At 74.3% G+C, this 23382-nt stretch carries 15 protein-coding genes; 12 read left to right on the top strand and 3 right to left on the bottom strand.

Annotated features, from left to right (window positions below):
• Position 1 precedes the first annotated feature (1 nt).
• From ACIA8N_RS15960 to argF, 6 genes are all read left to right on the top strand, one after another.
• Positions 2-3559, top strand: coding sequence for a tubulin-like doman-containing protein (locus ACIA8N_RS15960; protein ID WP_365780557.1), 3558 nt, complete (start codon positions 2-4; stop codon positions 3557-3559).
• On the top strand, positions 3556-6168 hold the full coding sequence (locus ACIA8N_RS15955; protein WP_365780558.1) for a hypothetical protein: 2613 nt from the start codon (positions 3556-3558) through the stop codon (positions 6166-6168). Before ACIA8N_RS15960 ends, ACIA8N_RS15955 begins: the two co-directional genes overlap by 4 nt.
• Positions 6165-8432: a hypothetical protein gene (locus ACIA8N_RS15950; RefSeq protein ID WP_365780559.1), complete on the top strand. Its 2268-nt coding sequence runs from the start codon at positions 6165-6167 to the stop codon at positions 8430-8432. The genes ACIA8N_RS15955 and ACIA8N_RS15950 overlap by 4 nt, the downstream gene beginning before the upstream one ends.
• Positions 8429-10354 (top strand): hypothetical protein, encoded by a 1926-nt coding sequence (locus ACIA8N_RS15945; protein ID WP_365780560.1) that lies wholly within the window; start codon positions 8429-8431, stop codon positions 10352-10354. The genes ACIA8N_RS15950 and ACIA8N_RS15945 overlap by 4 nt, the downstream gene beginning before the upstream one ends.
• Before the next feature lie 64 nt (positions 10355-10418).
• A complete protein-coding gene (locus tag ACIA8N_RS15940) occupies positions 10419-11651 on the top strand; it encodes an arginine deiminase (RefSeq protein WP_365780561.1) in 1233 nt (410 codons plus the stop codon).
• A gap of 141 nt (positions 11652-11792) precedes the next feature.
• Positions 11793-12809, top strand: a complete 1017-nt coding sequence (gene argF, locus ACIA8N_RS15935) for an ornithine carbamoyltransferase (protein ID WP_365780562.1) — start codon at positions 11793-11795, stop codon at positions 12807-12809.
• On the opposite strand, the gene ACIA8N_RS15930 is transcribed toward argF, so the two are convergent.
• Positions 12800-13282 (bottom strand): ATP-binding protein, encoded by a 483-nt coding sequence (locus ACIA8N_RS15930; RefSeq protein ID WP_365780563.1) that lies wholly within the window; start codon positions 13280-13282, stop codon positions 12800-12802. The two genes, argF and ACIA8N_RS15930, sit on opposite strands and share 10 nt — an antisense overlap.
• Positions 13283-13559: 277 nt before the next feature.
• On the opposite strand from ACIA8N_RS15930, the gene ACIA8N_RS15925 reads away from it, so the two are divergent.
• From ACIA8N_RS15925 to ACIA8N_RS15915, 3 genes are all read left to right on the top strand, one after another.
• Complete coding sequence (locus tag ACIA8N_RS15925; RefSeq protein WP_030146875.1) at positions 13560-14387, top strand: enoyl-CoA hydratase family protein; 828 nt, start codon at positions 13560-13562, stop codon at positions 14385-14387.
• Positions 14372-16648 carry a bifunctional salicylyl-CoA 5-hydroxylase/oxidoreductase gene (locus tag ACIA8N_RS15920; protein WP_365780564.1) on the top strand — a complete coding sequence of 759 codons (2277 nt, stop codon included), beginning with the start codon at positions 14372-14374 and terminating at the stop codon, positions 16646-16648. Before ACIA8N_RS15925 ends, ACIA8N_RS15920 begins: the two co-directional genes overlap by 16 nt.
• A 76-nt stretch (positions 16649-16724) precedes the next feature.
• Positions 16725-17201 carry an anthrone oxygenase family protein gene (locus ACIA8N_RS15915; RefSeq protein ID WP_365780565.1) on the top strand — a complete coding sequence of 159 codons (477 nt, stop codon included), beginning with the start codon at positions 16725-16727 and terminating at the stop codon, positions 17199-17201.
• Between the two features lie 15 nt (positions 17202-17216).
• Here ACIA8N_RS15915 and ACIA8N_RS15910 read toward each other — a convergent pair whose 3' ends face one another.
• Positions 17217-18059 carry a PaaX family transcriptional regulator C-terminal domain-containing protein gene (locus tag ACIA8N_RS15910; protein WP_365780566.1) on the bottom strand — a complete coding sequence of 281 codons (843 nt, stop codon included), beginning with the start codon at positions 18057-18059 and terminating at the stop codon, positions 17217-17219.
• 72 nt (positions 18060-18131) lie between these two features.
• On the bottom strand, positions 18132-19769 hold the full coding sequence (locus ACIA8N_RS15905) for an AMP-binding protein (RefSeq protein WP_365780567.1): 1638 nt from the start codon (positions 19767-19769) through the stop codon (positions 18132-18134).
• Positions 19770-20047: 278 nt separating this feature from the next.
• On the opposite strand from ACIA8N_RS15905, the gene ACIA8N_RS15900 reads away from it, so the two are divergent.
• The 3 genes from ACIA8N_RS15900 (at position 20048) to ACIA8N_RS15890 (ending at position 23372) form a co-directional block, all read left to right on the top strand.
• A complete protein-coding gene (locus ACIA8N_RS15900; RefSeq protein WP_365780568.1) occupies positions 20048-21322 on the top strand; it encodes an acyl-CoA dehydrogenase family protein in 1275 nt (424 codons plus the stop codon).
• A complete protein-coding gene (locus tag ACIA8N_RS15895) occupies positions 21319-21732 on the top strand; it encodes a RidA family protein (RefSeq protein ID WP_365780569.1) in 414 nt (137 codons plus the stop codon). The genes ACIA8N_RS15900 and ACIA8N_RS15895 overlap by 4 nt, the downstream gene beginning before the upstream one ends.
• Before the next feature lie 92 nt (positions 21733-21824).
• On the top strand, positions 21825-23372 hold the full coding sequence (locus tag ACIA8N_RS15890; RefSeq protein WP_365780570.1) for an MFS transporter: 1548 nt from the start codon (positions 21825-21827) through the stop codon (positions 23370-23372).
• The last annotated feature ends 10 nt before the right edge of the window (positions 23373-23382 follow it).

The following is a 23382-nucleotide window of genomic DNA, read 5'->3' as shown; positions in this document are numbered from 1 at the left end:
CATGAAGATCTACCAGCCCATGCTCTTCGTCGGACTCGGCGGCACCGGCGGACGTATCGGCAGCGAACTCGAACGCGGCCTGCGCCGGGAGCTCTGCGGCCCCGACGGCACCGACCTCGTCGACGGCGGCCGGCGGCTGCCCTTCCAGCTGCCCGACTGCCTCCAGTTCGTCTACGCCGACTTCAGCGAGGGCGAACTGCTCGGCCAGCCGCAGTTCCGGGCCAAGGGCGCCGAGGGCGCCGCCTTCGCCCGTACCTCCCGGATCGTCCGCGACCTGCTGCCCACCGACTTCGACTCCTCGCCCGAGGTGACCCGCATGCTGCGTGTCTCCGTCCCCGAGGAGACCCGGCTGTGGCTGCCGCCGCAGGCCCGCCAGCCGCGCGTCGCCCCCCTCAACAACGGCGCGGGACAGCTGCCGACCGTCGGCCGCGCCGCGCTGTTCGCGACCCTCCGCTCCGGACTCGAACCCGTCCTGCGCCAGCTCCGCGAGGCCATCAGCGCCATCGGTCAGTCCGCCGGCGACCTCCGGCGGGTCGGCGGCAACCGGATCCGGGGATGCGACGTGTTCGTCGCCTTCTCCGTCGCGGGCGGCACCGGCGCCGGCATCTTCTACGACTTCATCCACCTCATCGGGCACGAGTTCCGCAACGCCCGGGTGCCCGGCGTGAAGATCTACCCGCTCGTCGTCATGCCCTCCGCCTTTCCACCCGAGGCCGGCGGCGGTCGTGAGGCCGAACTCAACTCGGCCCGCGCCCTGGTCGACCTCTCGCGGCTCGTCGACGACCAGAACGTGCCCGAGGCCCTCGACCAGGTCGGCGACGTCGAGGACCGGGGCCGGCTCAGCGTCACCTACCCCGGTGACGGCGTCGTCGCCCTGCGCCCCGCCACCATGCAGACGGCGTTCCTCTTCTCCAAGCCGTCCGTCATCGGCAGCGAGGACCTGCGCCGCTCCATCGCCGCCATGGTCATGTCGCTGATCGGCACCGACCTCGGCAAGGACAACGGCTCGGCGACCCACGCCGAGGAGGACTACCAGTCCTTCGCCGCCAGCTTCATCAACAAGAGCGTGGAACGCTCCACCCCGGCCCGCAGCGGCATCGGCTACCGCGGCATGTCCACCAGCCTCGCCGCCTCCCTCACCGTCCCCGTCGACGACCTCGCCGAGATCGTCGCCGCCCGGCTCCTCGCCCAGGCGGTACGCGCCATGGCGGAGCGCGCCCGCAGGCCTGACCGGGAAGGACAGGAACAGGTCCGCGAGCTGTTCACCCGCTCCGGCATCGGCCGGCTCTGGAGCCGGGAGGCCCCGGACGTCCCCGCGCCCGAGCAACTCCCCCGCGGCAAGGGGAAGATCACCCAGGAGCTGCGGAACAGGCTCGGTGACATGGAGGAGGCCCTGCGCCGCCTCGACAGCAGCCTCGCCCGCGAGATCCCGCGCCTCACCGAGGACTTCAGGCCCAGTGCCGGGGTCCGCGAACTCCTCGGCCGGCTCGACCCGTTCCAGGTCGAAGTGGTCCTCGCGGGTCTGCCCGGCCACCCCGACCGGGTGGCGAAGGAGGGCTTCACCGGCATGCTCGACAACCGGCGCAACGAACCCGAACGGCCGCCGAACGTCCAGCCCGCCGCCCCCGCCATCCCCTCGGTGAGGGGCAGCGTCGGCGGCGTCGTACCCGCCCGCTGGAGCGACCCCGACGTGCAGCACGCCCTCTCCGCCCAGGAGGCCTGGTACCAGTGGCGGGCCCGGACCCTGTGGCACCGCGGCTGGCAGGCCGGCGAGGCCCAGTGGCGGCCGTCCCTGAACCGCGTCACCGTCGAGGTCGCCGAACTCGCCAAGGCCCTGCGCGCCCACGAGCACGACGAGGCGAAGGCCTTCGCCGACCGCCGCCGCGACCTCTACCGCGACGACCGGGCGGGCATCGCCTATCTGCTGCCCCCGCAGAACACCCTGCGCGCCTTCTACGACGACGTCGTCGACCGGCTCGCCCAGAGCCTGGGGCTGCCCGAGAACGCCGACGCCGCGGCCCTCCTCGGGCGGCTCGTCGGACCCGACGACTGGCGGCGGGCCCTCGACGCGGTCCGCCGCTCGTCCGGCGCGGCGGTGAAGGAGATCAAGCAGGTCGTGGAGCGTCGCGTCAAGCGCCTCTTCGGCGAGGCCAACGAGGACGTCTTCGCCCGCCCCCTGCTGCCCTCCATGGAGCTGCTGCTGCGCGCCGCCTCGGGCGACGAGACCGCCGAGGCGAAGGTCGACCCGCGCTGGCTCGACCAGTTCAGGGCCCGGCTGGCCGGCCTCATCCCGGTGGGCTTCGTCCCCGACGGCAGCGGCCCGCTCAAGATCCTCATCGTGCACCCGGCGAGCGAGTCCGACGGCCGCGCCCGGGACTTCCTGGAGCAGGAGCTCAACCTGCCCTCCCGGGTGACCCCGGAGAGCCGCGCGGGCGACACCGACTCCATCACCGTCGTCTTCTTCCGCAGCGGCATGAACCTCACCGACATCTCCGAGGTCCGCAGCGTCCTCGGCCTCTGGTCCGATGCCCGCGACGCGGCCGGCGAGAACGACTTCCTGCACTGGCGCCAGCGGCTCGGCTACCAGGACGACTGGCTGGTCTCCACCGAACACGACCGGCAGCGCATCCTGCACCGGCTGCTCTGCGCGATGTGGAACGGACACGTCGACGCCGAGGGCCCGGCCGGCTCGCCGCACGTCGTCCGCATCCGCCTCCAGGACGGCGAGTCCGCGACCATGTCGCTCCGCCTCGAAGGCTTCGACGGCTCGCTGTCGAGCTGGGCGGGGCTGCTGCGCGCGTACGAGCGCTGGGCGCTGCTCGACGAGGGGCAGATCATCGAGCAGTTCTGCGAGCGCCTCATGCAGGCCCTGCCCAAGGGCCTCGGGCAGGTGCCGGCGGCACCGTCCCCGCTCTTCACCCACTTCGTGGAGCAGGTCGCCCCGCGCCAGCTCGCCCTGATCGACGAGCTCGCCGCGGAGTACGGCGATCCCGATGACCGGGCGCGCGGGGGATACGGCGACCACGACGCCGAATGGCTGGCTCCCCTGCGCCACTTCTGGGAGGTCACCTACCCCGGCGCCCTGGAGATGCGCTTCCCCAAGTCGTCCCGCGCGACGCGCCCCAACCTGCGGACCCTGTACGAACGGCACGGGCCGCGCGGCGGGCGGGCGCAGGGGCGGGGCCAGGTCCCGGGCCAGGCGCAGGGCCATGGGCCGGTGCCGGTGCCGGTGCCGGAGCAGGCCGGATACGGCAGCGGGCCCGGGTGGAGTCCTCGCTCCGGATACGGGGACGGGGACGGTAACGGGTACGCGTACGAGGCCGGGCCCGGCCCCCGTACCGCGTACGAGAACGGAACGGGCCCCGGAGTCGGTCACCGGCCCGACCCCCGGACCGCCTACGGCGACCCGCCGGCCCCCGTTCCCGCCGCCGAGGCGCGGGCGCCACGGCCGTCCGCCTACGAGGGCGACTGGGAGCTGGAACCGGAACCGGACTGGGGACCCGACTTCGGACCGGACCACGGCCCCGGCCACGGCGCTCCGCGCGGGGAGGCGGAGTGAGCCCGCGCGTCCTGCCCGAACGGCCGCTGCCCGGCCACGCCGTCTGCCTCGACCTGCGGACGGCGGCCGCGTACGACCACGACGCCGCCGGCGGCTCCGGCCACGCCGCCGCCGTGCGCACCGCCCTGGACGCCCCGCAGCCCGGCGGCGAGCGCCGCTTCCTCGTCCTCGACGACGCCGACCGGCTCGTCTCCCACCAACTGCTCTACGAACGCCTCTCGTCCTACGGTCCCGCCCACATCGTCTGTGTCGCCGTCGGCTCCCGGAGCGAACGGAACCTGAGCCGCACGCTCACCCTCCGTCCGCCCGCCGCCGGGGTCCTGTGGCTGTTCGACACGGCGGAGGACGGCGTACCGGGCGAGGCCGTCCTGCGCCCGCTCGTCGACGTCCTGTCCACGCCCGAGGTCTTCGACGCCGTCCTGCGCGCACTCGGCGAGGTGGTGCACGGCGTCGCCGTGCCGGCCGTGCGCGTCCTGGAGCACGACCTCACCGACGAGGCGCGGGCGCGTGCCTGGCGGCAGGCGGTGGAGGGACTCACCGGCCCGGACGTCCCGGCCGGTGCCGCCTCCGCCGAACAGGTGCCGGCCGCCCTCGCGGTGCTCCTCGACGAGGGCGTTCCGCGTTCCCTCGCCGATCACCGCTGGCTCCCGCCGCAGGGCCGGGCGGGTTCCCGCCTCGCCGCCTGCGACGAGGCCGTCGGCGTCGCCGTCGACGGCTACCACCGGATCCGGGGCGCGGCGGGACTTCTCGGCGGTGCCGACCGCACCGTCGACCTGCCGGGCGACATCGAACGGGTGGTGCAGGAGCTGGAGCGGTTCCGGACGGCCGTCGCGGACGCGTTCGGCGCGGCGGGCGGCAGCCGGCTCACCGCCGAACACCGGGGCGTGCTCCGCGACCGCGGCATCGAACTGCCGGAGATGCCAAGGGAGATGTCGCGGGCCGGGATCGTCCCCGCCCTGCGCGACCACACCCACGACCTGATCGGCAAGGGGCTTCCGCTGCGCTCCGTGGCGGCCCGGCTCGCCGCGCTCTCCGCCCGTACCGCACCCGTCGGCAGCGCCGCCCGGCTCGCCCGGCTCGACGCGCTCTGCGGACCGGAGCGGCTGCGCAGGCTCGGTGCCCGCCACCCGTTCACCGCCGGCGGTTCGCGCCCCGCGGCCCTCGCCGTGACCGGGGTCCTGGCGCTGATCGCCGGGATCTGGCCGGTCCTCGGCTGGGTCCTCGGCCCGGCCGTCGGCGTGCTCGCCGCCGGACTCGCCCACCTGATGCTGCGACGCAGGCCCAACCGCTCGCCCGACGGACGGATCGACGGCGGCGGAGCCACGTGTGCGGCGCCCCGGCTCTTCGGCGGTCTGGCCGGCGGCCTCGCGGGGGCGGGCCTCGGGCTGTACCTCGGACCGCCCCTCTGGGCGGCGGCCGTGGCGCTCACCGTCGCCGTGGCGGCCGTCGTCCTCCTCGCGCTGCGCGACTGGACCCGGGCCGTGGACGACTGGTGGGCGCGGGCGGACCCGGAGGAGGCCTGGCGGATCCTGCGGGAGACGCAGGCCCTGGTCGTCACGACGGCCGTGCACGACTGGCTCTTCGCCGAGGTGCGGCACCACTGCTCGGCCGGGGCGGGGGCGGTGGCCCGGCTGCTCCGGGGCCTCGCGGAGACGGCCGACGGGGACGGGCGGCCGGAGCCGTCCGGGGCGTCCCCGTGGTACGGGCAGTCGTCGGACCCGGCGGGCGCGGAGCCGGAGGACGTGCCGCCACCGGCCCCGGACGGCGGTACGGCGGCCTGGAGCTGGGACGACTGGTCGGCGGACGGGGGTGAGGAGGACGTCTGGTCCGACATGGACGAGGAACCCGATCCGGTACGTGCCCCGGCACCGCCCCCGCCCCCGCCCGCGTCCCCGTACCCGCCCGGTGCCTCCGAGCGTGACCCTCGCGGCCCCCGCCGCACCACCACCGCTCCCACCGCTCCCTCGGGGGAGCCCTCCGCCCTGCCCGCGCCCGCCTGGCTGGAGCGGCGGTACGGGGACGGCGGCCCCCTGCTCGTCGACACGCTCGTCGCCGACCTGGTCGCCGGCACCCTGCTGATCCTCGACCGGTGCTGGGCGGGCGTCGAGCGCGATCCCGGAGCCGCCGTCTCCGCCGTCCACGAGCAGCGGATGGCGGAACTCCTGGACGAGACCCGGGTCCGCCTCGAACGCGACGTCGCCGCCTCGCCGCCGCCCCGCTACGACGGTCTGCGCGACCCGGACGCGCTGTCCGGCCTCCCCACCGCCCTCACCGACCGTTCCGACCGGCCCGACGCCGCCCGGCTCACCGGGGTCGCCCCGGACGCGGTGGCCAGGCTGCTGCTCGCCGAGGACGACCCCGGCCGCACGGTGGCGCTGTGCGGCCCCGAGCACCTGCGGCTGCTCTCCCACGACCCGCTCGCGGCCCGGCTGGTCCGCTTCGTGCCCGAGGCGATGCGGCGCGGGGCCGCGGGGGAGGACGTCTGGCGCGGCACCGCCGAGGACGTCGTGTGGACCGGTGCGGGGCGCCACGCCGGAATCCTCCGCCTCGTACCCCTGCGCACGGACGTCGTGCACACCGTCCGCGCTGAGGAGGCAGGAGAACGGTGACCGACCCGACCCGCCCGCACGACCCGACCCGCTCGCACGACCCCGACGGCCCGCCCGACGCGCCCCGCCCGACCGACCCGCAGCAGCCCATCGGCCCCGACCACCCGGACCACATCGGCGAGCCGAGCCCGCCGCCCCACCCCTACTACCAGGAGCTGGAGTTCTTGAACCACCAGGAGGCGCAGGTCCGCTTCGCCGTCCGGTACGGGGAGGACCGCAGGCCACCCGGCCGCCCGGGCGTCCTCGTCCGCCGGGCCCTCCTGGGCACGGGCTCGGTACCGGTCCACCAGTACCGCCTCGCGTCGTCCGCGCAGGGCGACCCCGACGCGTACGGGCTCCTGGAGCGCGAGGTGGCCGCCGCCGTCGCGCTCGAACGACGCTACGGGGGCGCGAAGTTCGGCGCGGTGCTGCCCCGGGTCGTCGGCTTCGACCTGACGGCGGCCGAGCCCTTCGTGCTGTACCGGCCGCCGGGCGGGCGTCCGCTCTCCGACTGGGCGGGGCGCCTCGCCGCCGAGGACCAGGAGCGGATCACCGGCCAACTCGCCATGGCCGTGCGGCTCCTGGGCGACGTGGACCTCGTCCACCGGGCGATCACCCCCGACACCGTGCGGTGGGACGGCGCACGGGTGCGGCTCGGTGAACCGTACGCGGCACTGCGCGCCGGGGAGCCCCGCGAGCCCTTCGGCGCCGCCCCCTGGGCCTCGCCCGAACAGCGCGCGGGCCACGGCGCCGCCGACCCGCGCGACGACCTGTGGTCCGTCGCCGAGATCGCCTACTACCTGCTCTCCGGCCGCCCCGACCGCGGCGAGGGCCCCCCGGCTGACCTCGCCGACTACCGGCGCCTCGCCGCTCTCGAACACAGCGGTCTCTTCGCCGGGAACGCGGAGCGGCGCCCGCACCCGGCCGAGCTGCTGCGGCTCCTCCACGTACCCGACCCGCTCGCCACCGGCGCGGGCGCGGCTGACCCGCTCGACCGCCGGCGCGCCGAGTACGACACCCAGATCGCGCGCAAGCGCGCGCTGTCCGGGGGAGGCGGGACCGGCGCGGGACCGGCGGGGGACACCCGGGAGGCGCCCGTCCAGGACCCGCGGCCCCCGCGTACCTCCGTGTTCCGCAGGGTCTTCGGCGGCGACGAGGCGCCCCGCCCCGTCGCGCCCGCGCCCGAACCCGTCCCCGCGCCGCCGGCGCGGAGCCGGATGTGCCCGCACTGCCTGCTCCCCGTCGAGTACGACGAACGGCTGCTCGTCACCATCGACGCCAAGGGCAACCGCATCCCGCTCGACCTCAGCGGCGAACGCCGCCCCGGCCACCTGTCGGACGCCCTGCGCAAGGCGTACCACCTCTGCCCGCACACCCGGGACGGCGACGAGGGACACGAACTGCCCGTGCCCTACCTCACGAACGGGGAGCCGCTCTCCATCGCCCTCGTCGGCAGCTCCTCCGTCGGCAAGACCCACCTCCTCGCCGCCATGCTCGGCGAGGTCGAACTCGGCGGTCTCGAACCGTACGGACTGAAATGCCGGCCGCTCAACCCCGAGGCCCACCGGACCTATCTGCGCGAACGCGTCCAGAGCCTCCAGCAGGGACGGCAGTTGGGGCGCACCGGTCAGCAGACCTTCGCGCGGTTCGCCGACGGGCTGCTCGTCTCCGCGGGCGGCGAGACACCCCGGCCCGTCGTCTTCTTCGACCTCGCGGGCGAGGACCTCGCCCAGGACAGCGAGGTCGGCCGCTTCCTCATGGGCGTCGACGCGTTCATCTTCGTCCTCGACCCGCTGCGCGCGCTCCGGATGCCCTCCCTCGACCCGGTGCGGGAACAGAGCGGGCTGCGCCGGCGCGACCTCGGCGACGAGGCCTTCGCCACCGTTCTGAACCGCATCCCACGGCAGCGCGGCGGGCTCGTCGCCGCCCCGGCCGCGCTCGCCGTCAACAAGAGCGACCTGGTGCGCTTCGAGCCGGTCGTCGACCGCTGGCTCGGCCGCGCCCTGCCAGGCCCCCACGACCCCGCCGTCCCACGGGCCGAGAGCCGGGACGCGTACGCCTTCCTCGCCCAGCACGCCAGCCCCGCCTGGCTCAAGCCCTTCGACGACTGCGCCGACTGCACCCTGCACTTCGTCGCGGCGACCGGGGGGCAGGCGCGCGGCGACCGGTTTCCGCACGGGGCCCGGCCGCGCCGGGTCCTCGCGCCGCTCCTTTCGCTCTTCGCCCTGTGCGGGCTGCTGCCCGGGGCGGAACGCACGGGCCCTACCGAGGGGATCGTCCGATGACACGGTCGGAGAACGAGGTCGACCAGATCGTCTTCCGCTGGGACAGCGAGAACCTCACCGGCAGCACCGGATTCGGCCCGGTGGCCTGGTCGGGCCCCCGCGACGAGGCGGAGAACCTCTTCAGGACCTCGGGACCCGTGCTCCGCGCGAGCGGCGAGGAGACCCGGCCGGCCCTGATCCGGCTCCAGCGGCGCGCGGACGTGATGCTGATCCGGCGCACCCCGTTCGCGGACGCCGACGGCGGGACCTCCGTGCTCTGCCACGCCCTCGTCGGCTCGCCCGCGCTCCTCGAACCGGCGGTCTGCCTCGGGCTGCACGCCTGGAACTGGGAGGGCGCCGACCTGAACGCCGCAGAGGCGCGCGGCCGGCTGCCGGTCGTCCCCGAGGACGTCCTCGTCCCGGCGACCGGCCGGGGGCAGGGGGAACTCGACCGGATCCTGGCGTACGCGGCCGAGGAACTCACGGGAGCGGTGGCCGAGTTGCTGCGTCACCCGGACGAGCGCTTCACCGTCCTCGACGAACGGGGCGACACCGCCTGTCAGGTGCTCTGGGGACTGCACAGCATGTTCGGCACGCTCACCGACCGCCGGTGGACCTTCGCCACCCATGACACCGTCGAACTCCCGGCGCTCCGCTTCGTGTTCGTCGGCCGTTGGTCCGGCGCCGCGAGCCGCAACACCGAACGCCGCCGGGTCGATCCACGGGAGCGGAGCGGCGACGCGGCGGAGGAGATCGCGGCCCGGCTCGTCCGCCACCACCTCCAGGGGGTCGCGGAGGGCGAGGGCGGCGAGTACGCGGTCGGCAGCGCCCTTCACGCGGCCTCCGCCGCGCGCCGCGGTCCACTCCTGGACACGGCCACGCGCGCGCTCGCCGCCCTCGACGGCCGGGCGGGCACCCCGACCGTCCCGCACGTCCCCGCGCAGGCGGCCGGCCCCACCGGCCGGACCCCGTGGGCCCCCGCCCCCGGCATCCCCGGCCCGACGGAACGCCCGGACCTCTGGTTCCGCCCGGACCCGAGGCCGGACCAGGGCCCGGACCAGGGCCCGGACCCGAGCCCGGACCAGGGCCCGGACCCGAGCCCGGACCCGAGGCCGGGGCAGTACGGGAGCGAGCCGACGGCCGTGCTGGGTGCCGTACCGCAGAGTGAACCGAAGCCGAAGCCCGAGCCCCCACGGATCGATCCGACGCCGGAACCGAAGCCGGAACCGGCGCCTGAACCGACACCCGAGCCGGTTCTCAGGACCGGACCGCCCGAGCCGTCCCACCGCCCCGGGGGCGACCCGTACCCCCGCCCCGTGCTGCCCCAGGTCGCACCCGAGTGGACCGGTCCGAGTGCGGCCCCCGGGCGTTCCTGGCCCAGGGTGCGCGGGCGGGAGAAGGACGTCGAGACCGGGCTCGCGCACAAGCTGCCGGCCGCCCGCACCGTGGAGGAGGCCCGGGGGCTCGTCGAGCGGGCCGGCAGCCGCGAACTGCTCGCCGCGCTGGGCCGCCCGCAGGCCTACGTCGTCCTCACCCTCCTCCTCGGGGAGGCCGCCCGCCGCCTGCCGTCCTGGGAGCATCCGCTGCGCCGGGAGCTCTGCGCGGAGGTCCTCGGCCAGGACCTCTGGGCCGTCGCGCCGCCGGGCGCCGAGGCCGACCCGTCCGAACCGCCGGAGGAGCAGCGCGCGGCCAACGCCGCCGAGCTGCACCTCTGGGCGGTCCGCCCGGTCCTCGCCGGCGGCGACGGCCCGGTCGGCACGGTCGCCGCGCTGCTCTCCCGGCTCCGTACGAGCCCGGCGCCGTCCGCCCGCGAAGCCTTCTGGCTGATCGTCGAGGGCGAGCGCCCCGGCCTGCCTGAGGTGGTCTGGCTGACCCTCCTGAAGGAGGCGTACGGCGTGCCCCGCACGGCCCCCCGGCCGGCCGGGGGAGCGTCGTACCGGTAGTCCCGCCGTCCGCGCCTGGACCGAAACGCGGGACTCGACCGCCCGGCTCCGCCAGGATGGGCGCATGGGATTCCATGTCGACTCCGAGACCGGGCGGCTGCGCCGCGTCATCCTGCACCGGCCCGATCTGGAGCTGAAGCGGCTCACCCCCAGTAACAAGGACGCCCTCCTCTTCGACGACGTGCTCTGGGTGCGCCGGGCCCGGCAGGAGCACGACGGGTTCGCGGACGTGCTGCGGGACAGAGGGGTCGAGGTGCATCTCTTCGGGGACCTGCTGAGCGAGGCCCTTGAGGTGCCGGCCGCCCGCGCGCTCGTGCTCGACCGGGTCTTCGACGAGAAGGAGTACGGGCCGCTGGCCACCGACCACCTCCGCGCCGCGTTCGACTCGCTGGACGCGGTCGCGCTGAGGGAGGCGCTGGTGGGCGGGATGACGAAGCGGGAGTTCCTGGTGGCGCACCGCGAGCCGACCTCGGTCCGGTTCCACGCCCTGGACCTGGACGACTTCCTCCTCGGTCCGCTGCCGAACCACCTCTTCACCCGGGACACCTCGGCCTGGATCTACGACGGCGTGTCGATCAACGCGATGCGCTGGCCGGCCCGGCAGCGCGAGACCGTGCACTTCGAGGCGATCTACAAGCACCATCCGCTGTTCACCGGTGCCGGGGCGGGGCCGTTCCACCACTGGTCGGAGGGGCAGGCCGACTACCCGTCGACCATCGAGGGCGGGGACGTCCTCGTCATCGGCAACGGCGCCGTGCTCATCGGGATGAGCGAGCGGACGACCCCGCAGGCGGTGGAGATGCTGGCCCGGGGCATGTTCGCGGCCGGTTCGGCGCGCACGATCGTCGCGCTCGACATGCCGAAACGGCGGGCGTTCATGCACCTGGACACGGTGATGACGATGGTGGACCAGGACACGTTCACCCAGTACGCGGGGCTCGGGATGCTCCGCTCGTACACGATCGAACCGGGGGACGCGGGACAGCCGCTGCGGGTGACCGACCATCCGCCGGAGCGGATGCACAGTGCCATCGCGGCGGCGCTGGGGCTGCCGGAGATCCGTGTCCTGATGGCGACGCAGGACGTGCACGCGGCCGAGCGCGAGCAGTGGGACGACGGCTGCAACGTGCTCGCCGTGGAGCCGGGTGTGGTCGTCGCGTACGAGCGGAACGCCACCACGAACACGCATCTGCGCAAGCAGGGCATCGAGGTGATCGAGATCCCGGGCAGCGAGCTGGGCCGGGGGCGGGGCGGGCCGCGCTGTATGAGCTGCCCGGTGGAGCGTGACGCGGTCTGACGGGCACCGAGGGGACAGGGGCTGTATATAAATGTTGAGCTGCGTATAGACTTCCAGCGTCCCTGACCGGCGTCCCCCGACCGGCGTCCCCTGCCGGCGTTCCTGTCGACGCCCCCGACCGTACCCGTAGGAGCGCGACCCATGGCCACAGACCTCATCGGCCGCCACTTCCTCAAGGAGCTGGACTTCACCGCCGAGGAGTTCCGCGGCCTGGTCGCGCTCTCCGCCGAGCTCAAGGCCGCCAAGAAGGCGGGCACCGAGGTCCAGCGGCTGCGCGGCAGGAACATCGCCCTGATCTTCGAGAAGACGTCGACCCGCACCCGCTGTGCCTTCGAGGTCGCCGCCGCCGACCAGGGCGCCTCCACCACCTACCTGGACCCCTCCGGTTCCCAGATGGGTCACAAGGAGTCGGTCAAGGACACCGCCCGTGTGCTCGGCCGGATGTTCGACGGCATCGAGTACCGGGGCGACAGCCAGGCCGCGGTCGAGGAGCTCGCCGCCTTCGCGGGCGTCCCCGTCTTCAACGGGCTCACCGACGACTGGCACCCCACCCAGATGCTTGCCGACGTCCTCACCATGACCGAGCACACGGACAAGCCACTGGACGCGATCACCTTCGCCTACCTCGGCGACGCCCGCTTCAACATGGGCAACTCCTACCTGGTCACCGGCGCCCTGCTCGGCATGGACGTGCGGATCGTCGCGCCCGAGGCGTACTGGCCGGCCGAGGGTGTCGTCGCCGCGGCCCGCGAGCTCGCGGCGGCCAGTGGCGCGACCGTCACCCTCACCGAGGACGTCGCCGAGGGGGTGGCGGGCGCCGACTTCGTGGCCACCGACGTCTGGGTCTCCATGGGGGAGCCCAAGGAGGTCTGGGACGAGCGGATCGCCGCCCTCGCCCCGTACTCCGTGACCATGGACGTGCTGCGCGCCACCGGCAACGCGGACGTCAGGTTCCTGCACTGCCTGCCGGCCTTCCACGACCTGGGTACGGCCGTGGGGCGGGACATCCACGCCCGGCACGGTCTGACCGAGCTGGAGGTCTCCGACGAGGTCTTCGAGTCGGCCCACTCGGTCGTCTTCGACGAGGCCGAGAACCGGATGCACACCATCAAGGCGGTCCTGGTCGCGACGCTCGCGGGGCCCGCTCCTCAGATCTGAGGGTGGCGCCGCCGCTGAGCCGGTACGGCCGGGAGGGTGAACCAGACCGCCTTGCCCTGCGTGGTGGGCCGGTGTCCGCAGTCGCTGCTCAGCGCGCGGATGAGGAACAGCCCGCGGCCGTGCTCCTGCCACGGGTCGACCTCCGTGCCCGGATCCGGGCAGACGAGCTGACCGGGCGCGGCGGGCTGGGAGTCATGGACCTCGATCTGGCAGCCGCCGGGCCCCGTGAGCAGCTCGACGACGAGTTCGATGGGGCCGAGGCCCGCCGTGTGCTCGACGGCGTTCGCGACGAGCTCGGCGGTGAGCAGCTCCGCCGTGTCGGTGTCGGGGCGGTCGGCCGCGCCGGGATCGAGTTCGGCGAGGGCGTCACGGATCAGGGCGCGGGCGATCGGTACGGCGGCGGCGGTGTGGGGCAGCCGGACGCGCCAGGAGGAGGGAGGCCCGGTCGCGGCGGGGCCGGTCGCTCGGGGCATGGGGGCAGGCTCCCTTCGCCGGGTGGACGGGTGGGACGGTCGGGTGGTGCGGTGCTCCGCGGGCACGCGGAGCGCTCGCCGGGGCGGGGCGCGGCGAGACGTCCTGGTTTCAACCTTACGAGGTGGAATCTCTCTTTCCAGGGGCGCCCCTCCCGTCCCGCCGGTGACCTCCGACCCCGGCCATCAGGACCAGGGGCCCAACCTGACGTATCGCGTACTCGTGACGACAGTCACAGTACGGTGATACCCTCCGAGCGGAGGAAGGAGGCCCTTCCGGATGAGTCCGTTCACCGGCTCCACGCCCCGCACCGCGGACTGGCGGCACCTGCGCCTCGACATCGACCGGGGCGTCGCCACCGTCACCCTCGCGCGCCCCGCGAAACTCAACGCCCTCACCTTCGGCGCCTACGCCGACCTGCGGGACCTCCTCGCCGAGCTCTCCCGCGAGCGCTCCGTCCGCGCCCTCGTCCTCGACGGCGAGGGCCGCGGCTTCTGCTCCGGCGGTGACGTCGACGAGATCATCGGCGCCACCCTCTCCCTCGACACCGCCCAGCTCCTCGACTTCAACCGGATGACCGGCCAGGTCGTCCGGGCCCTGCGCGAGTGCCCCTTCCCGGTCGTCGCCGCCCTCCACGGCGTCGCCGCGGGCGCCGGGGCCGTCCTCGCCCTCGCCGCCGACTTCCGGATCGCCGACCCCACCACCCGTTTCGCGTTCCTCTTCACCCGCGTCGGCCTCTCCGGCGGCGACATGGGCGCGGCCTATCTGCTGCCCAGGGTCGTCGGACTCGGCCACGCCACCCGCCTCCTCATGCTCGGCGAACCCGTCCACGCCGCCGAGGCCGAGCGCATCGGCCTGCTCTCCGAGCTCACCGAGGAGGGCAGGGCGGCGGAGCGGGCCGGCGCCCTCGCCCGCCGTCTCGCGGACGGCCCCGCCCTCGCCCTCGCCCAGACCAAGGCCCTGCTCACCGCCGAACTCGACATGCCGCTCGCCGCCTCGATCGAACTGGACGCGGCCACCCAGGCGCTCCTGATGAACGGCGCGGACTACGCAGAGTTCCACGCCGCCTTCACCGAGAAGCGGCCCCCGAAATGGCAGGGCCGCTAGCCATGCCCCCCGCCGCCCCGTCCAGAATCGCCGTCATAGGCGGCGGCCCCGGCGGGCTCTACGCCGCCGCCCTGCTCAAGCGGCTCGACCCCGCCCGTGAGGTCACCGTCTGGGAGCGGAACGCCCCCACCGACACCTTCGGCTTCGGGGTCGTCCTCTCCGACGAGACCCTCGGCGGCATCCGGGACGCCGACCCCGTCGTGTACGAGGCGCTCAGCCGCGACCTCGTCCGCTGGGACGACATCGACGTCGTCCACCGGGGCCACCGCACCCGCTCCACCGGCCACGGCTTCGCCGCCCTCGGCCGCCGCCGGCTCCTGGAGATCCTGCACGCCCGCTGCACCGACCTGGGCGTACGGCTCCGCTTCCGCACCGAGGCCCCGCCGGCCGAGGCCCTCGCCGCCGACCACGACCTGGTCGTCGCCGCCGACGGAGTCCACAGCCGCACCCGCGAGGCCCACGCCGACCGCTTCCACCCCCGGATCACCACCCACCGCTGCCGCTACATCTGGCTCGCCGCCGACTTCGCCTTCGACGCCTTCCGCTTCGAGACCGCGGAGACCGAGCACGGCGTGATGCAGCTGCACGCCTACCCCTACGAAGCCGGCGCCTCCACCGTCATCGTCGAGATGCGCGAGGAGGTCTGGCGGGCGGCCGGCTTCCACGAACTCGACGAGGCCGAGTCCACCGCCCGCTGCGCGAAGATCTTCGCCGAGGCGCTCGGCGGCCGGGAACTCCGGGCGAACAACTCCGCCTGGACCGCGTTCCGTACCGTCGTCAACGACCACTGGTCGTACGGCGGCACCGTCCTCATCGGCGACGCCGCCCACACCGCGCACTTCTCCATCGGCTCCGGCACGAAACTGGCCGTCGAGGACGCGCTCGCCCTCGCCCGCGCCATCGGCGGGCACCCCACCCTCCCGGAGGCCCTGGCCGCCTACGAGACCGAGCGGCGCCCCGTCGTCGCCTCCACCCAGCGCGCCGCCGCCGCCAGCCTCCACTGGTTCGAGGAGCTCGCGGGCCGGGTCGACCGGCCGCCCCGCAGGTTCGCCTTCGACCTCCTCACCCGCAGCCGCCGCGTCACCCACGCCAACCTGCGGCTCCGCGACCCCGCCTTCACCACCGCCGTCGAAGCCGACTTCGGCTGCCCGCCCGGCACCCCGCCCATGTTCACCCCCTTCCGGCTCGGCGGCCTCACCCTGCGCAACCGGATCGTCGTCTCCCCCATGGACCTGTACGTCGCGGAGGACGGTGTCCCCGGCGACTTCCACCTCGTCCACCTGGGCTCCAGGGCACTCGGCGGCGCGGGACTCGTCATGACCGAGATGGTCTGCGTGAGCCCCGCAGGCCGTATCACCCCCGGCTGCACCGGCCTGTGGACCGACGCACAGGCCGACGCCTGGCGCAGGATCACCGCCTTCGTCCACGACCAGGCACCCGGCACCGCCCTCGGCGTCCAGCTCGGGCACTCCGGCCGCAAGGGCTCCACCCGGCGCATGTGGGAGGGCATCGACCAGCCGCTCCCCGAGGACAACTGGCCACTGGTCGCCGCCTCGCCCCTCTCGTACCGGCCCGGCGTCAACCAGACCCCCGGCGCCCTCGACCGCGCCGGACTCGACGTCGTACGCGAGGAGTTCACGGCCGCCGCCCGGCGCGCCGCCGACTGCGACTTCGACCTCCTCGAACTCCACTGCGCCCACGGCTACCTCCTCTCCGGCTTCCTCTCCCCGCTCACCAACCACCGCACCGACGCCTACGGCGGCGACCTCGACGGCCGGCTGCGCTACCCCCTCGAAGTCTTCGACGCGGTACGGGAGGCCTGGCCGGCCGACCGCCCCATGACCGTCCGCATCTCCGCCACCGACTGGGCCGAGGGCGGCACGAGCGCCGAGGACGCCGTCGTGATCGCCCGCGCCTTCGCGGACCACGGCGCCGACGCGATCGACGTCTCCACCGGCCAGGTCGTCCCCGACGAGACCCCCGCCTACGGCCGCTCGTACCAGACCCCGTACGCCGACCGCATCCGCAACGAGCTGGGGGTCCCGGTGATCGCGGTCGGCGCGATCTCCTCCTGGGACGACGTCAACTCCCTGCTCCTGGCGGGCCGCGCCGACCTCTGCGCACTCGCCCGCCCCCACCTCTACGACCCGCACTGGACCCTGCACGCGGCGGCCGAGCAGGACTACCGCGGCCCCGCCGCGCCCTGGCCGGCCCCGTACCGCGCGGGCAGCCGCCGGCCCCCGACCGGCCGCCGCGAGTAGCGGCCCCGGAGCCTCGCGTATGCGGGTGCGACGCCGGACCATGGTCCGCACGCCGTATCCGCCCTTGAATGAGGACATGACACAGACCAGGGGCGGGAAGGGTGCCGGGGCGGTCCTCGGCGCGGCGACGGCGGCGACCGGACTGGTGGCCGGGGTGTGGTTCGCGTACGTCTGCTCGGTGATGCCGGCGCTCGCGCGCAGCGACGACCGGATCTACGTCGAGGTGATGCGGAACGTCAACGAGGTGATCCAGAACCCGGTGTTCCTCACCCCGTTCCTCGGGGCGCCGGTCCTCACGGCGGTGGCCGCCTGGCAGCACCGCGCCGGCCGCGCGCGGGTCTGGACGCTCGCCGCGTTCGTCCTGGGCGTCGCGGTCCTCGTCGTCACCTCGGCGGTGAACGTACCCCTCAACGACGCCCTCGCCGCCACCCAGGACCCCGCCTCCGCCCGCGCCGCCTTCGAGACCCCGTGGGAGACGTGGAACCTGATCCGCGCGGCCCTCGGCGCGGCGGGCTTCGCCTGCCTGCTGCGGGCCCTGGCCGTACGGCGCTGAGGGGCGCCTTGCCGATCAGCCCTGGTGCTCGGACAGGAAAGGGCGGACGAACTCCGCGCCCCGGTCCCGCAGCAGCTCGTGCAGGGCCGTGAAGACCTCCGCCGAGCGGCGGCCCGGCCAGTCGTCGGGAAGCAGTTCCGCCGGGAGCACCGGGTCCGCGTACGGCAGCCGCCGCCAGGAGTCCAGGGCGAGGAGGTAGTCCCGGTACGCGTCCCCCGCGTCCCCCGCGTCCCCGGCGCCCGTCCGTGACGTCCAGGCCCGCAGCACCGGCTCGTGGGCCGCGAGGAACTCCTCGTGGAGCGCGGCGATGGCCCCCAGGTCCCACCAGCGGGCCACCGCCCCCGCCGTCGCCGTGTACCCCAGGTGGTCGCCCCTGAAGAGGTCCACGTACGGGGAGAGCTCCAGGCGCTCCAGGGCGTGCCGGGTCTCCTCGTGGAGCCGCGCGGGCGCGATCCAGACGCCGGGCGCCGCCGTGCCGAAGCCGAGCCGGGCGAGCCGGGAGCGCAGCAGGTGCCGCTTGTGCCGCTCGGCCTCGGGGACGGAGAAGACGGCCAGGACCCAGCCCTCGGACAGCTTCGGCTCGGTACGGGCGTAGATGCGGCGGTCGCCGTCCTCCAGGAGCCGGCGGGCTTCGTCCGAGAGGGCGTACCCGGCGGCGCCGTCCGCCGTCCGGCGCGGCAGCAGGAGCCCGCGCCGCTTCAGCCGCGACACCGAGGAACGCACCGAGGGCGCGTCCACGCCGAGCACGGCGAGCAGCCGTACGAGCGCGGCCACGGGCACCGGCGACCCGTCGGGCGCACGGCCGTAGGCGCCGTAGAGGGAGACGATCAGGGATCGGGGAGTGTGCTGCTCGGCCACGTGATCACTTTAGGGCCTGGCTTTCGGATCACGCCGGGCGCCCGGACGGATCACGCCGGGCGCCCGGACGGATCACGCCGGGTGCCCGGACGGGTCGTCCCGCAGCCGGAAGCGCTGGAGCTTGCCGGTCGCCGTGCGCGGCAGCGCGTCCAGGAAGACGATCTCCCGGGGCGACTTGTACGGGGCGAGGCGGGCGCGGACGAAGGCCCGCAGCGCGGCGGCGGTGCCCGCGTCGCGCGGCACCCCGTCCCGCACCACCGTGTACGCCACGACGATCTGGCCGCGCAGCTCGTCCGGGCGGCCCACCACCGCCGTCTCCACCACGTCGGGGTGGTCGAGGAGCGCCTCCTCGACCTGCGGGCCCGCGATGTTGTACCCCGCCGAGATGATCATGTCGTCGGCCCGCGAGACGTAGCGGAACCAGCCGGTGGGTTCGCGGACGTACGTGTCGCCCGTGACGTTCCAGCCCTCGCGTACGTACTCGGCCTGGCGGGGGTCGGCCAGATAGCGGCAGCCCACCGGGCCGCGCACGGCGAGCAGCCCTTCCTCGCCGTCCGGGACGTCCCCGCCCTCGCGGTCCACGATCCTGGCCTGCCAGCCGGGCACGGGGCGCCCGGTGGTGCCGGGGCGGATGTCGCCGTCGGCGGCGGAGATGAAGATGTGCAGCAGCTCGGTCGCCCCGATGCCGTTGATCAGGCGCAGGCCGGTGCGTGCGTACCAGGCCTTCCAGGTCGCCTCCGGCAGGTTCTCGCCGGCGGAGACGCAGCGGCGCAGCGATCCCAGGTCGGGGGCGGTGCCCTGGGTCATCTCGGCGAGCATGACCCGGTAGGCCGTGGGGGCGGTGAAGAGCACCGACACCCGGTGCCGCTCGATCGCCGCGAGCAGCTGCTTGGGCCCGGCCTGTTCGAGCAGGACCGCGCTCGCCCCGGCCCGCAGGGGGAAGACGACGAGTCCGCCGAGGCCGAAGGTGAAGGCGAGCGGCGGCGAGCCGGCGAAGACGTCGTCGGGCAGCGGGCGCAGGACGTGCGCGGAGAAGGTGTCGGCGACGGCCAGGACGTCCCGGTGGAAGTGGACACAGCCCTTGGGCTGCCCGGTCGTGCCGGAGGTGAAGGCGATCAGGGCGACGTCGTCGGCGGCCGTCGCCACCGCCGGGTACGGGCCGGGGCGGCGGGCGGCGAGGTCGAGGAGGTCGTCAGGTCCCTCGCCGCCGAAGGGGGTGACGTGGAGCCCCGGGATCCGGGCCGCGAGGAGCTCGTCGACGGCGTGGGCGTCGCAGAGGGCGTGGCTGCAGCGGGCCGCCTCCGCCATGACGGCGAGCTCGGGGGCGCGCTGCTGGGCGAGGACGGTGACGGCGATGGCGCCCGCCTTCATCACGGCGAGCCAGCAGGCGGCGAGCCAGGGGGTGGTGGGGCCGCGCAGGAGGACCCGGTTGCCGGGCAGGACCCGCAGGTCGGAGGTGAGGACGTGGGCGATGCGGTCGACCCGGTCCTGGAGGTCGCCGTAGCTCCAGACACCGCCCTCCCCGTCGTGGAAGGCGGGCCGGTCGGCGCCGAACCGTTCCACCGTGCGGTCGAGGAGCTCGGCCCCGCAGTTGAGCCGTTCGGGGTAGGCGAGCTCGGGGAGGTCGAAGAGGAGACGGGGCCACCGGTCCGGCGGCGGCAGCCGGTCACGGGCGAAGGTGTCGAGGTGGGCCGAAGGTGTCAGCTCCATGAGTCCGTCCCTCTGTCGAGGTGGGGTCGCCCGTCGCCCCACGAGCGTATCGTGTTGGTGACGGCAGTCAACAGTTCGCGACAAGGGCGTCCAGGAGCGCCCGGAGGAAGGCGCGGGGCGGCGCCGTGACGCAGCCCCCGGCGGGGTCGGGGCGCGCACGCCCGGCCACGCGGGGACGGTGCCCGGCCGCGCACGGACGACGACATCCGACGGCGCGGGGACGACGACACCCGGCCGCGCAGGGACGACGACGCCCCAGGGCGTCAGAGAGGGCCCACATGCCCGCATTCTCGCTCGATCCGGAACAGATCACCTGGTGCGCGGAGCTCCGCGCCCTCGCCGCCGAACGCCTGAAGCCCCTCGCGGAGAAGGGCGAACCCGGCCGGGTCAACCGCCCCCTCGTCGCCGCGCTCGGCGAGCTCGGCCTGATCGCCCGGCTCTTCGACGCCGGGGCCCTCGACCTCTGCCTGATGCGCGAGTCCCTCGCCCAGGTCTGCACCGAGGCGGAGACCGCCCTCGCCCTCCAAGGCCTCGGCACCCACCCCGTCGCCGCCTTCGGCAGCCCCGCGCAGCGCGCCCGCTGGCTCCCCGAGGCCACCGCCGGACGGGCCGTCGCCGCCTTCGCGCTCTCCGAACCCGGCGCCGGCTCCGACGCCGCGGCCCTCGCCCTCGACGCCGTCCCCGACGGACGCGGCGGCTGGCGCCTGCACGGCGAGAAACAGTGGATCTCCAACGCGCCCGAGGCCGACTTCGCCACCGTCTTCGCCCGCACCACCCGCGGCGCGGGCGCCCGGGGCGTCACCGCCTTCCTCGTCCCCGCAGGCCGGCCGGGCCTCGGCGGCGAACCCCTCGACATGCTGTCCCCGCACGCCCTCGGCACCCTCACCTTCGACGGCGTCCCCGTCGGGCCCGAGGACCTGCTCGGCGAGCCCGACAGGGGCTTCCGGGTCGCCATGCACACCCTCAACCTCTTCCGGCCCAGCGTCGGGGCCTTCGCCGTCGGCATGGCCCAGGCCGGCCTGGACGCGGCCCTCGCGCACACCGCCGCCAGGCCCGCCTTCGGCGGCCGGCTCGCCGACCTCCAGGCCGTCGCGCACCGGATCGCCGAGATGGCGACCCGTACGGAGGCCGCCCGCCTCCTCGTGTACGCGGCGGCCACCGCGTACGACGAGGGCACCCGCCACGACAACGCCGATACCGCCGACAGTGCCGACAGCGCCGTGCCCCGGCGCGCCGCCATGGCCAAGCTGCTCGCCACCGAGACCGCCCAGTACGTCGTCGACTCCGCCGTCCAACTTCACGGCGCCCGCGCGCTGCAGCGCGGCCACCTCCTGGAACACCTCTACCGCGAGGTCCGCGCCCCCCGGATCTACGAGGGAGCCACCGAGGTCCAGCGCACGATCATCGCCAAGGAGCTGTACGCGTCCCACCGCCGTGAAGTCGCAGCGGACGGCGCACCGGAAGCCGCACCGGATGGCGCACCATACAAGGAGGAGCCGTCCCCGGGCGACGGCCGCGACACGACACCGCACGCGGAGGAGCCGACCCCATGAGCCTGCACCGGCACAACCCCGCCGAACTCTCCCCGCCCACCGGCTTCTCGCACGCCGTGACCGCCACCGGCACCCGGTTCGTCTTCCTCGCGGGACAGACCGCCCTCGACACCGAGGGCAGGGTCGTCGGGGACACCCTGACCGAGCAGTTCACCACCGCCCTCGGCAATCTGCTCACCGCGCTCCGTCACGCCGGGGGCACGCCCGCCGACCTCGCGCGCGTCACCGTCTACACCACCGACGTCGACGCCTACCGTATCCACGCCCATGAACTCGGCCGGGTCTGGCGCCGGTTGGCCGGCCGCGACTATCCGGCGATGGCCGTCATCGGAGTCGTACGGCTCTGGGACGAGCAGGCCCGGGTGGAGCTGGACGGCTTCGCGGTCCTGGACGAGCCCGCGCACACTTGATCAACTGGTCGCCCGTTCGGCCCTGGCTTAATGTCGAAAGGTGGACTGACCGGCCCACGGCTCACTCACCCGGCGAAGCTCAGAGGCGCCACATGAGTACTCCCAAGCCGACGACACCGGCACAGACCGCCACCCCGAAGAAGGGCAGTGACGGGAAGGGCATCGCCCTGTTCGTGATCGCGTCCTGCCAGCTGATGGTGGTCCTCGACATCACGATCGTCAACATCGCCCTCCCGCACATCCAGACCGCGCTGGACTTCTCCACGACCAGCCTGGCCTGGGTCGTCAACGCCTACACCCTCACCTTCGGCGGTCTGCTGCTGCTCGGCGGCCGCGCGGGCGACATCCTGGGCCGGCGCCGGGTCTTCATCTTCGGCGTACTGCTCTTCGGACTCGCCTCGCTCTTCTGCGGAATCGCGCAGAGCGAATGGCAACTCCTCGCGGCCCGCGCGCTCCAGGGCGTCGGCGGCGCGATAGCCTCACCGACCTCGCTCTCCCTCATCACCACGACGTTCGACGAAGGCCCGGAACGCAACCGGGCCTTCGGTGTGTTCGCGGGCGTCTCGGCCGGCGGCGGCGCGATCGGCCTGGTCGCGGGAGGCATGCTCGTCCAATGGCTCGACTGGCGCTGGATCTTCTTCGTCAACGTCCCCATCGCCCTGGTCATCGCCTTCCTCACCCCCCGCCACGTCAAGGAGTCGGAGCGGCGCCCCGGTCACTTCGACCTCGCCGGCGCCCTCACCTCGACGCTCGGCATGGTGGCCCTGGTCTACGGGTTCATCCGCGCCGCACAGGAGGGCTGGCGGGACCCGTACACGATCGGCTCGTTCGTCGCGGCGGTGGTGCTCCTGGCCACGTTCCTCCTGGTGGAGCGGCGCTCCCAGCAACCCATCACGCCCCTGCGCATGTTCGCCGACCGCAACCGCTCCGGCACGTACGCCATCATGCTCTGCCTGGCGGCGGCGATCTTCGGCATGTTCTTCTTCCTCACCCTGTTCGTGCAACAGGTGCTGAGCTTCAGCCCGTTGAAGACCGGCATGGCGTTCCTGCCCGTGAGCGCGATCATCGGGGTCGGCGCCGGCCTCACGTCCAACCTGCTGCCCCGGTACGGGCCGAAACCGTTCATGGTGACGGGCTCGGTCCTGGCCGCGGCGGGCCTGTCCTGGCTGACCCTGACCGACGTGAACTCCACCTATCTGGGCAGCATCCTCGGGCCGATCCTCGTCTTCGGTTTCGGCATGGGCCTGATGTTCGTCTCGCTGACCATCATGGCGCTGTCGAACGTCGAGCCGAAGGACTCGGGAGCCGCGTCCGGCCTGCTCAACGCCACACAGCAGGTAGGCGGTTCGCTGGGTCTGTCGATCCTCGTCACCGTCTTCGGCACGGCCAGCCGCACCGAGGCCGACATCCAGGTCCCGGCCTTCCTCTCCCAGGCGGGCCCGCTGGAGAAGGCGCAGTTCGCCAAGACCGGTCAGCTGCCGCCCCCCTGGGGCGACGAGGTCCTGACGGCCGGCGTCTCCGCGGGTTTCATCACGGCCGCGATCTTCGCCGTGGTCAGTGCCCTGATCGCCGTCTTCGTCATCCAGGTCCGCCCCTCCGACATCGAACGCCTCAAGGGCGGGGTGCCGCCGCCTGTCTGAAGACCGGGAC

Source organism: Streptomyces sp. NPDC051822 (genome assembly GCF_044452745.1).
Taxonomy (GTDB): domain Bacteria; phylum Actinomycetota; class Actinomycetes; order Streptomycetales; family Streptomycetaceae; genus Streptomyces.
Note: the sequence above shows the minus strand (reverse complement) of the source record. Positions and strands in the feature narration are given on the sequence as shown.

What these genes read in the sequence shown, in the direction of transcription:
- ACIA8N_RS15940 (WP_365780561.1), top strand. Translation starts at nt 10,419, where the DNA reads ATGGGATTCCATGTCGACTCCGAGACCGGGCGGCTGCGCCGCGTCATC.
- ACIA8N_RS15945 (WP_365780560.1), top strand. Translation starts at nt 8,429, where the DNA reads ATGACACGGTCGGAGAACGAGGTCGACCAGATCGTCTTCCGCTGGGAC.
- ACIA8N_RS15900 (WP_365780568.1), top strand. Translation starts at nt 20,048, where the DNA reads ATGCCCGCATTCTCGCTCGATCCGGAACAGATCACCTGGTGCGCGGAG.
- ACIA8N_RS15905 (WP_365780567.1), bottom strand. Translation starts at nt 19,769, where the DNA reads ATGGAGCTGACACCTTCGGCCCACCTCGACACCTTCGCCCGTGACCGG.
- argF (WP_365780562.1), top strand. Translation starts at nt 11,793, where the DNA reads ATGGCCACAGACCTCATCGGCCGCCACTTCCTCAAGGAGCTGGACTTC.
- ACIA8N_RS15920 (WP_365780564.1), top strand. Translation starts at nt 14,372, where the DNA reads ATGGCAGGGCCGCTAGCCATGCCCCCCGCCGCCCCGTCCAGAATCGCC.
- ACIA8N_RS15895 (WP_365780569.1), top strand. Translation starts at nt 21,319, where the DNA reads ATGAGCCTGCACCGGCACAACCCCGCCGAACTCTCCCCGCCCACCGGC.
- ACIA8N_RS15960 (WP_365780557.1), top strand. Translation starts at nt 2, where the DNA reads ATGAAGATCTACCAGCCCATGCTCTTCGTCGGACTCGGCGGCACCGGC.
- ACIA8N_RS15930 (WP_365780563.1), bottom strand. Translation starts at nt 13,282, where the DNA reads ATGCCCCGAGCGACCGGCCCCGCCGCGACCGGGCCTCCCTCCTCCTGG.
- ACIA8N_RS15915 (WP_365780565.1), top strand. Translation starts at nt 16,725, where the DNA reads ATGACACAGACCAGGGGCGGGAAGGGTGCCGGGGCGGTCCTCGGCGCG.
- ACIA8N_RS15925 (WP_030146875.1), top strand. Translation starts at nt 13,560, where the DNA reads ATGAGTCCGTTCACCGGCTCCACGCCCCGCACCGCGGACTGGCGGCAC.
- ACIA8N_RS15890 (WP_365780570.1), top strand. Translation starts at nt 21,825, where the DNA reads ATGAGTACTCCCAAGCCGACGACACCGGCACAGACCGCCACCCCGAAG.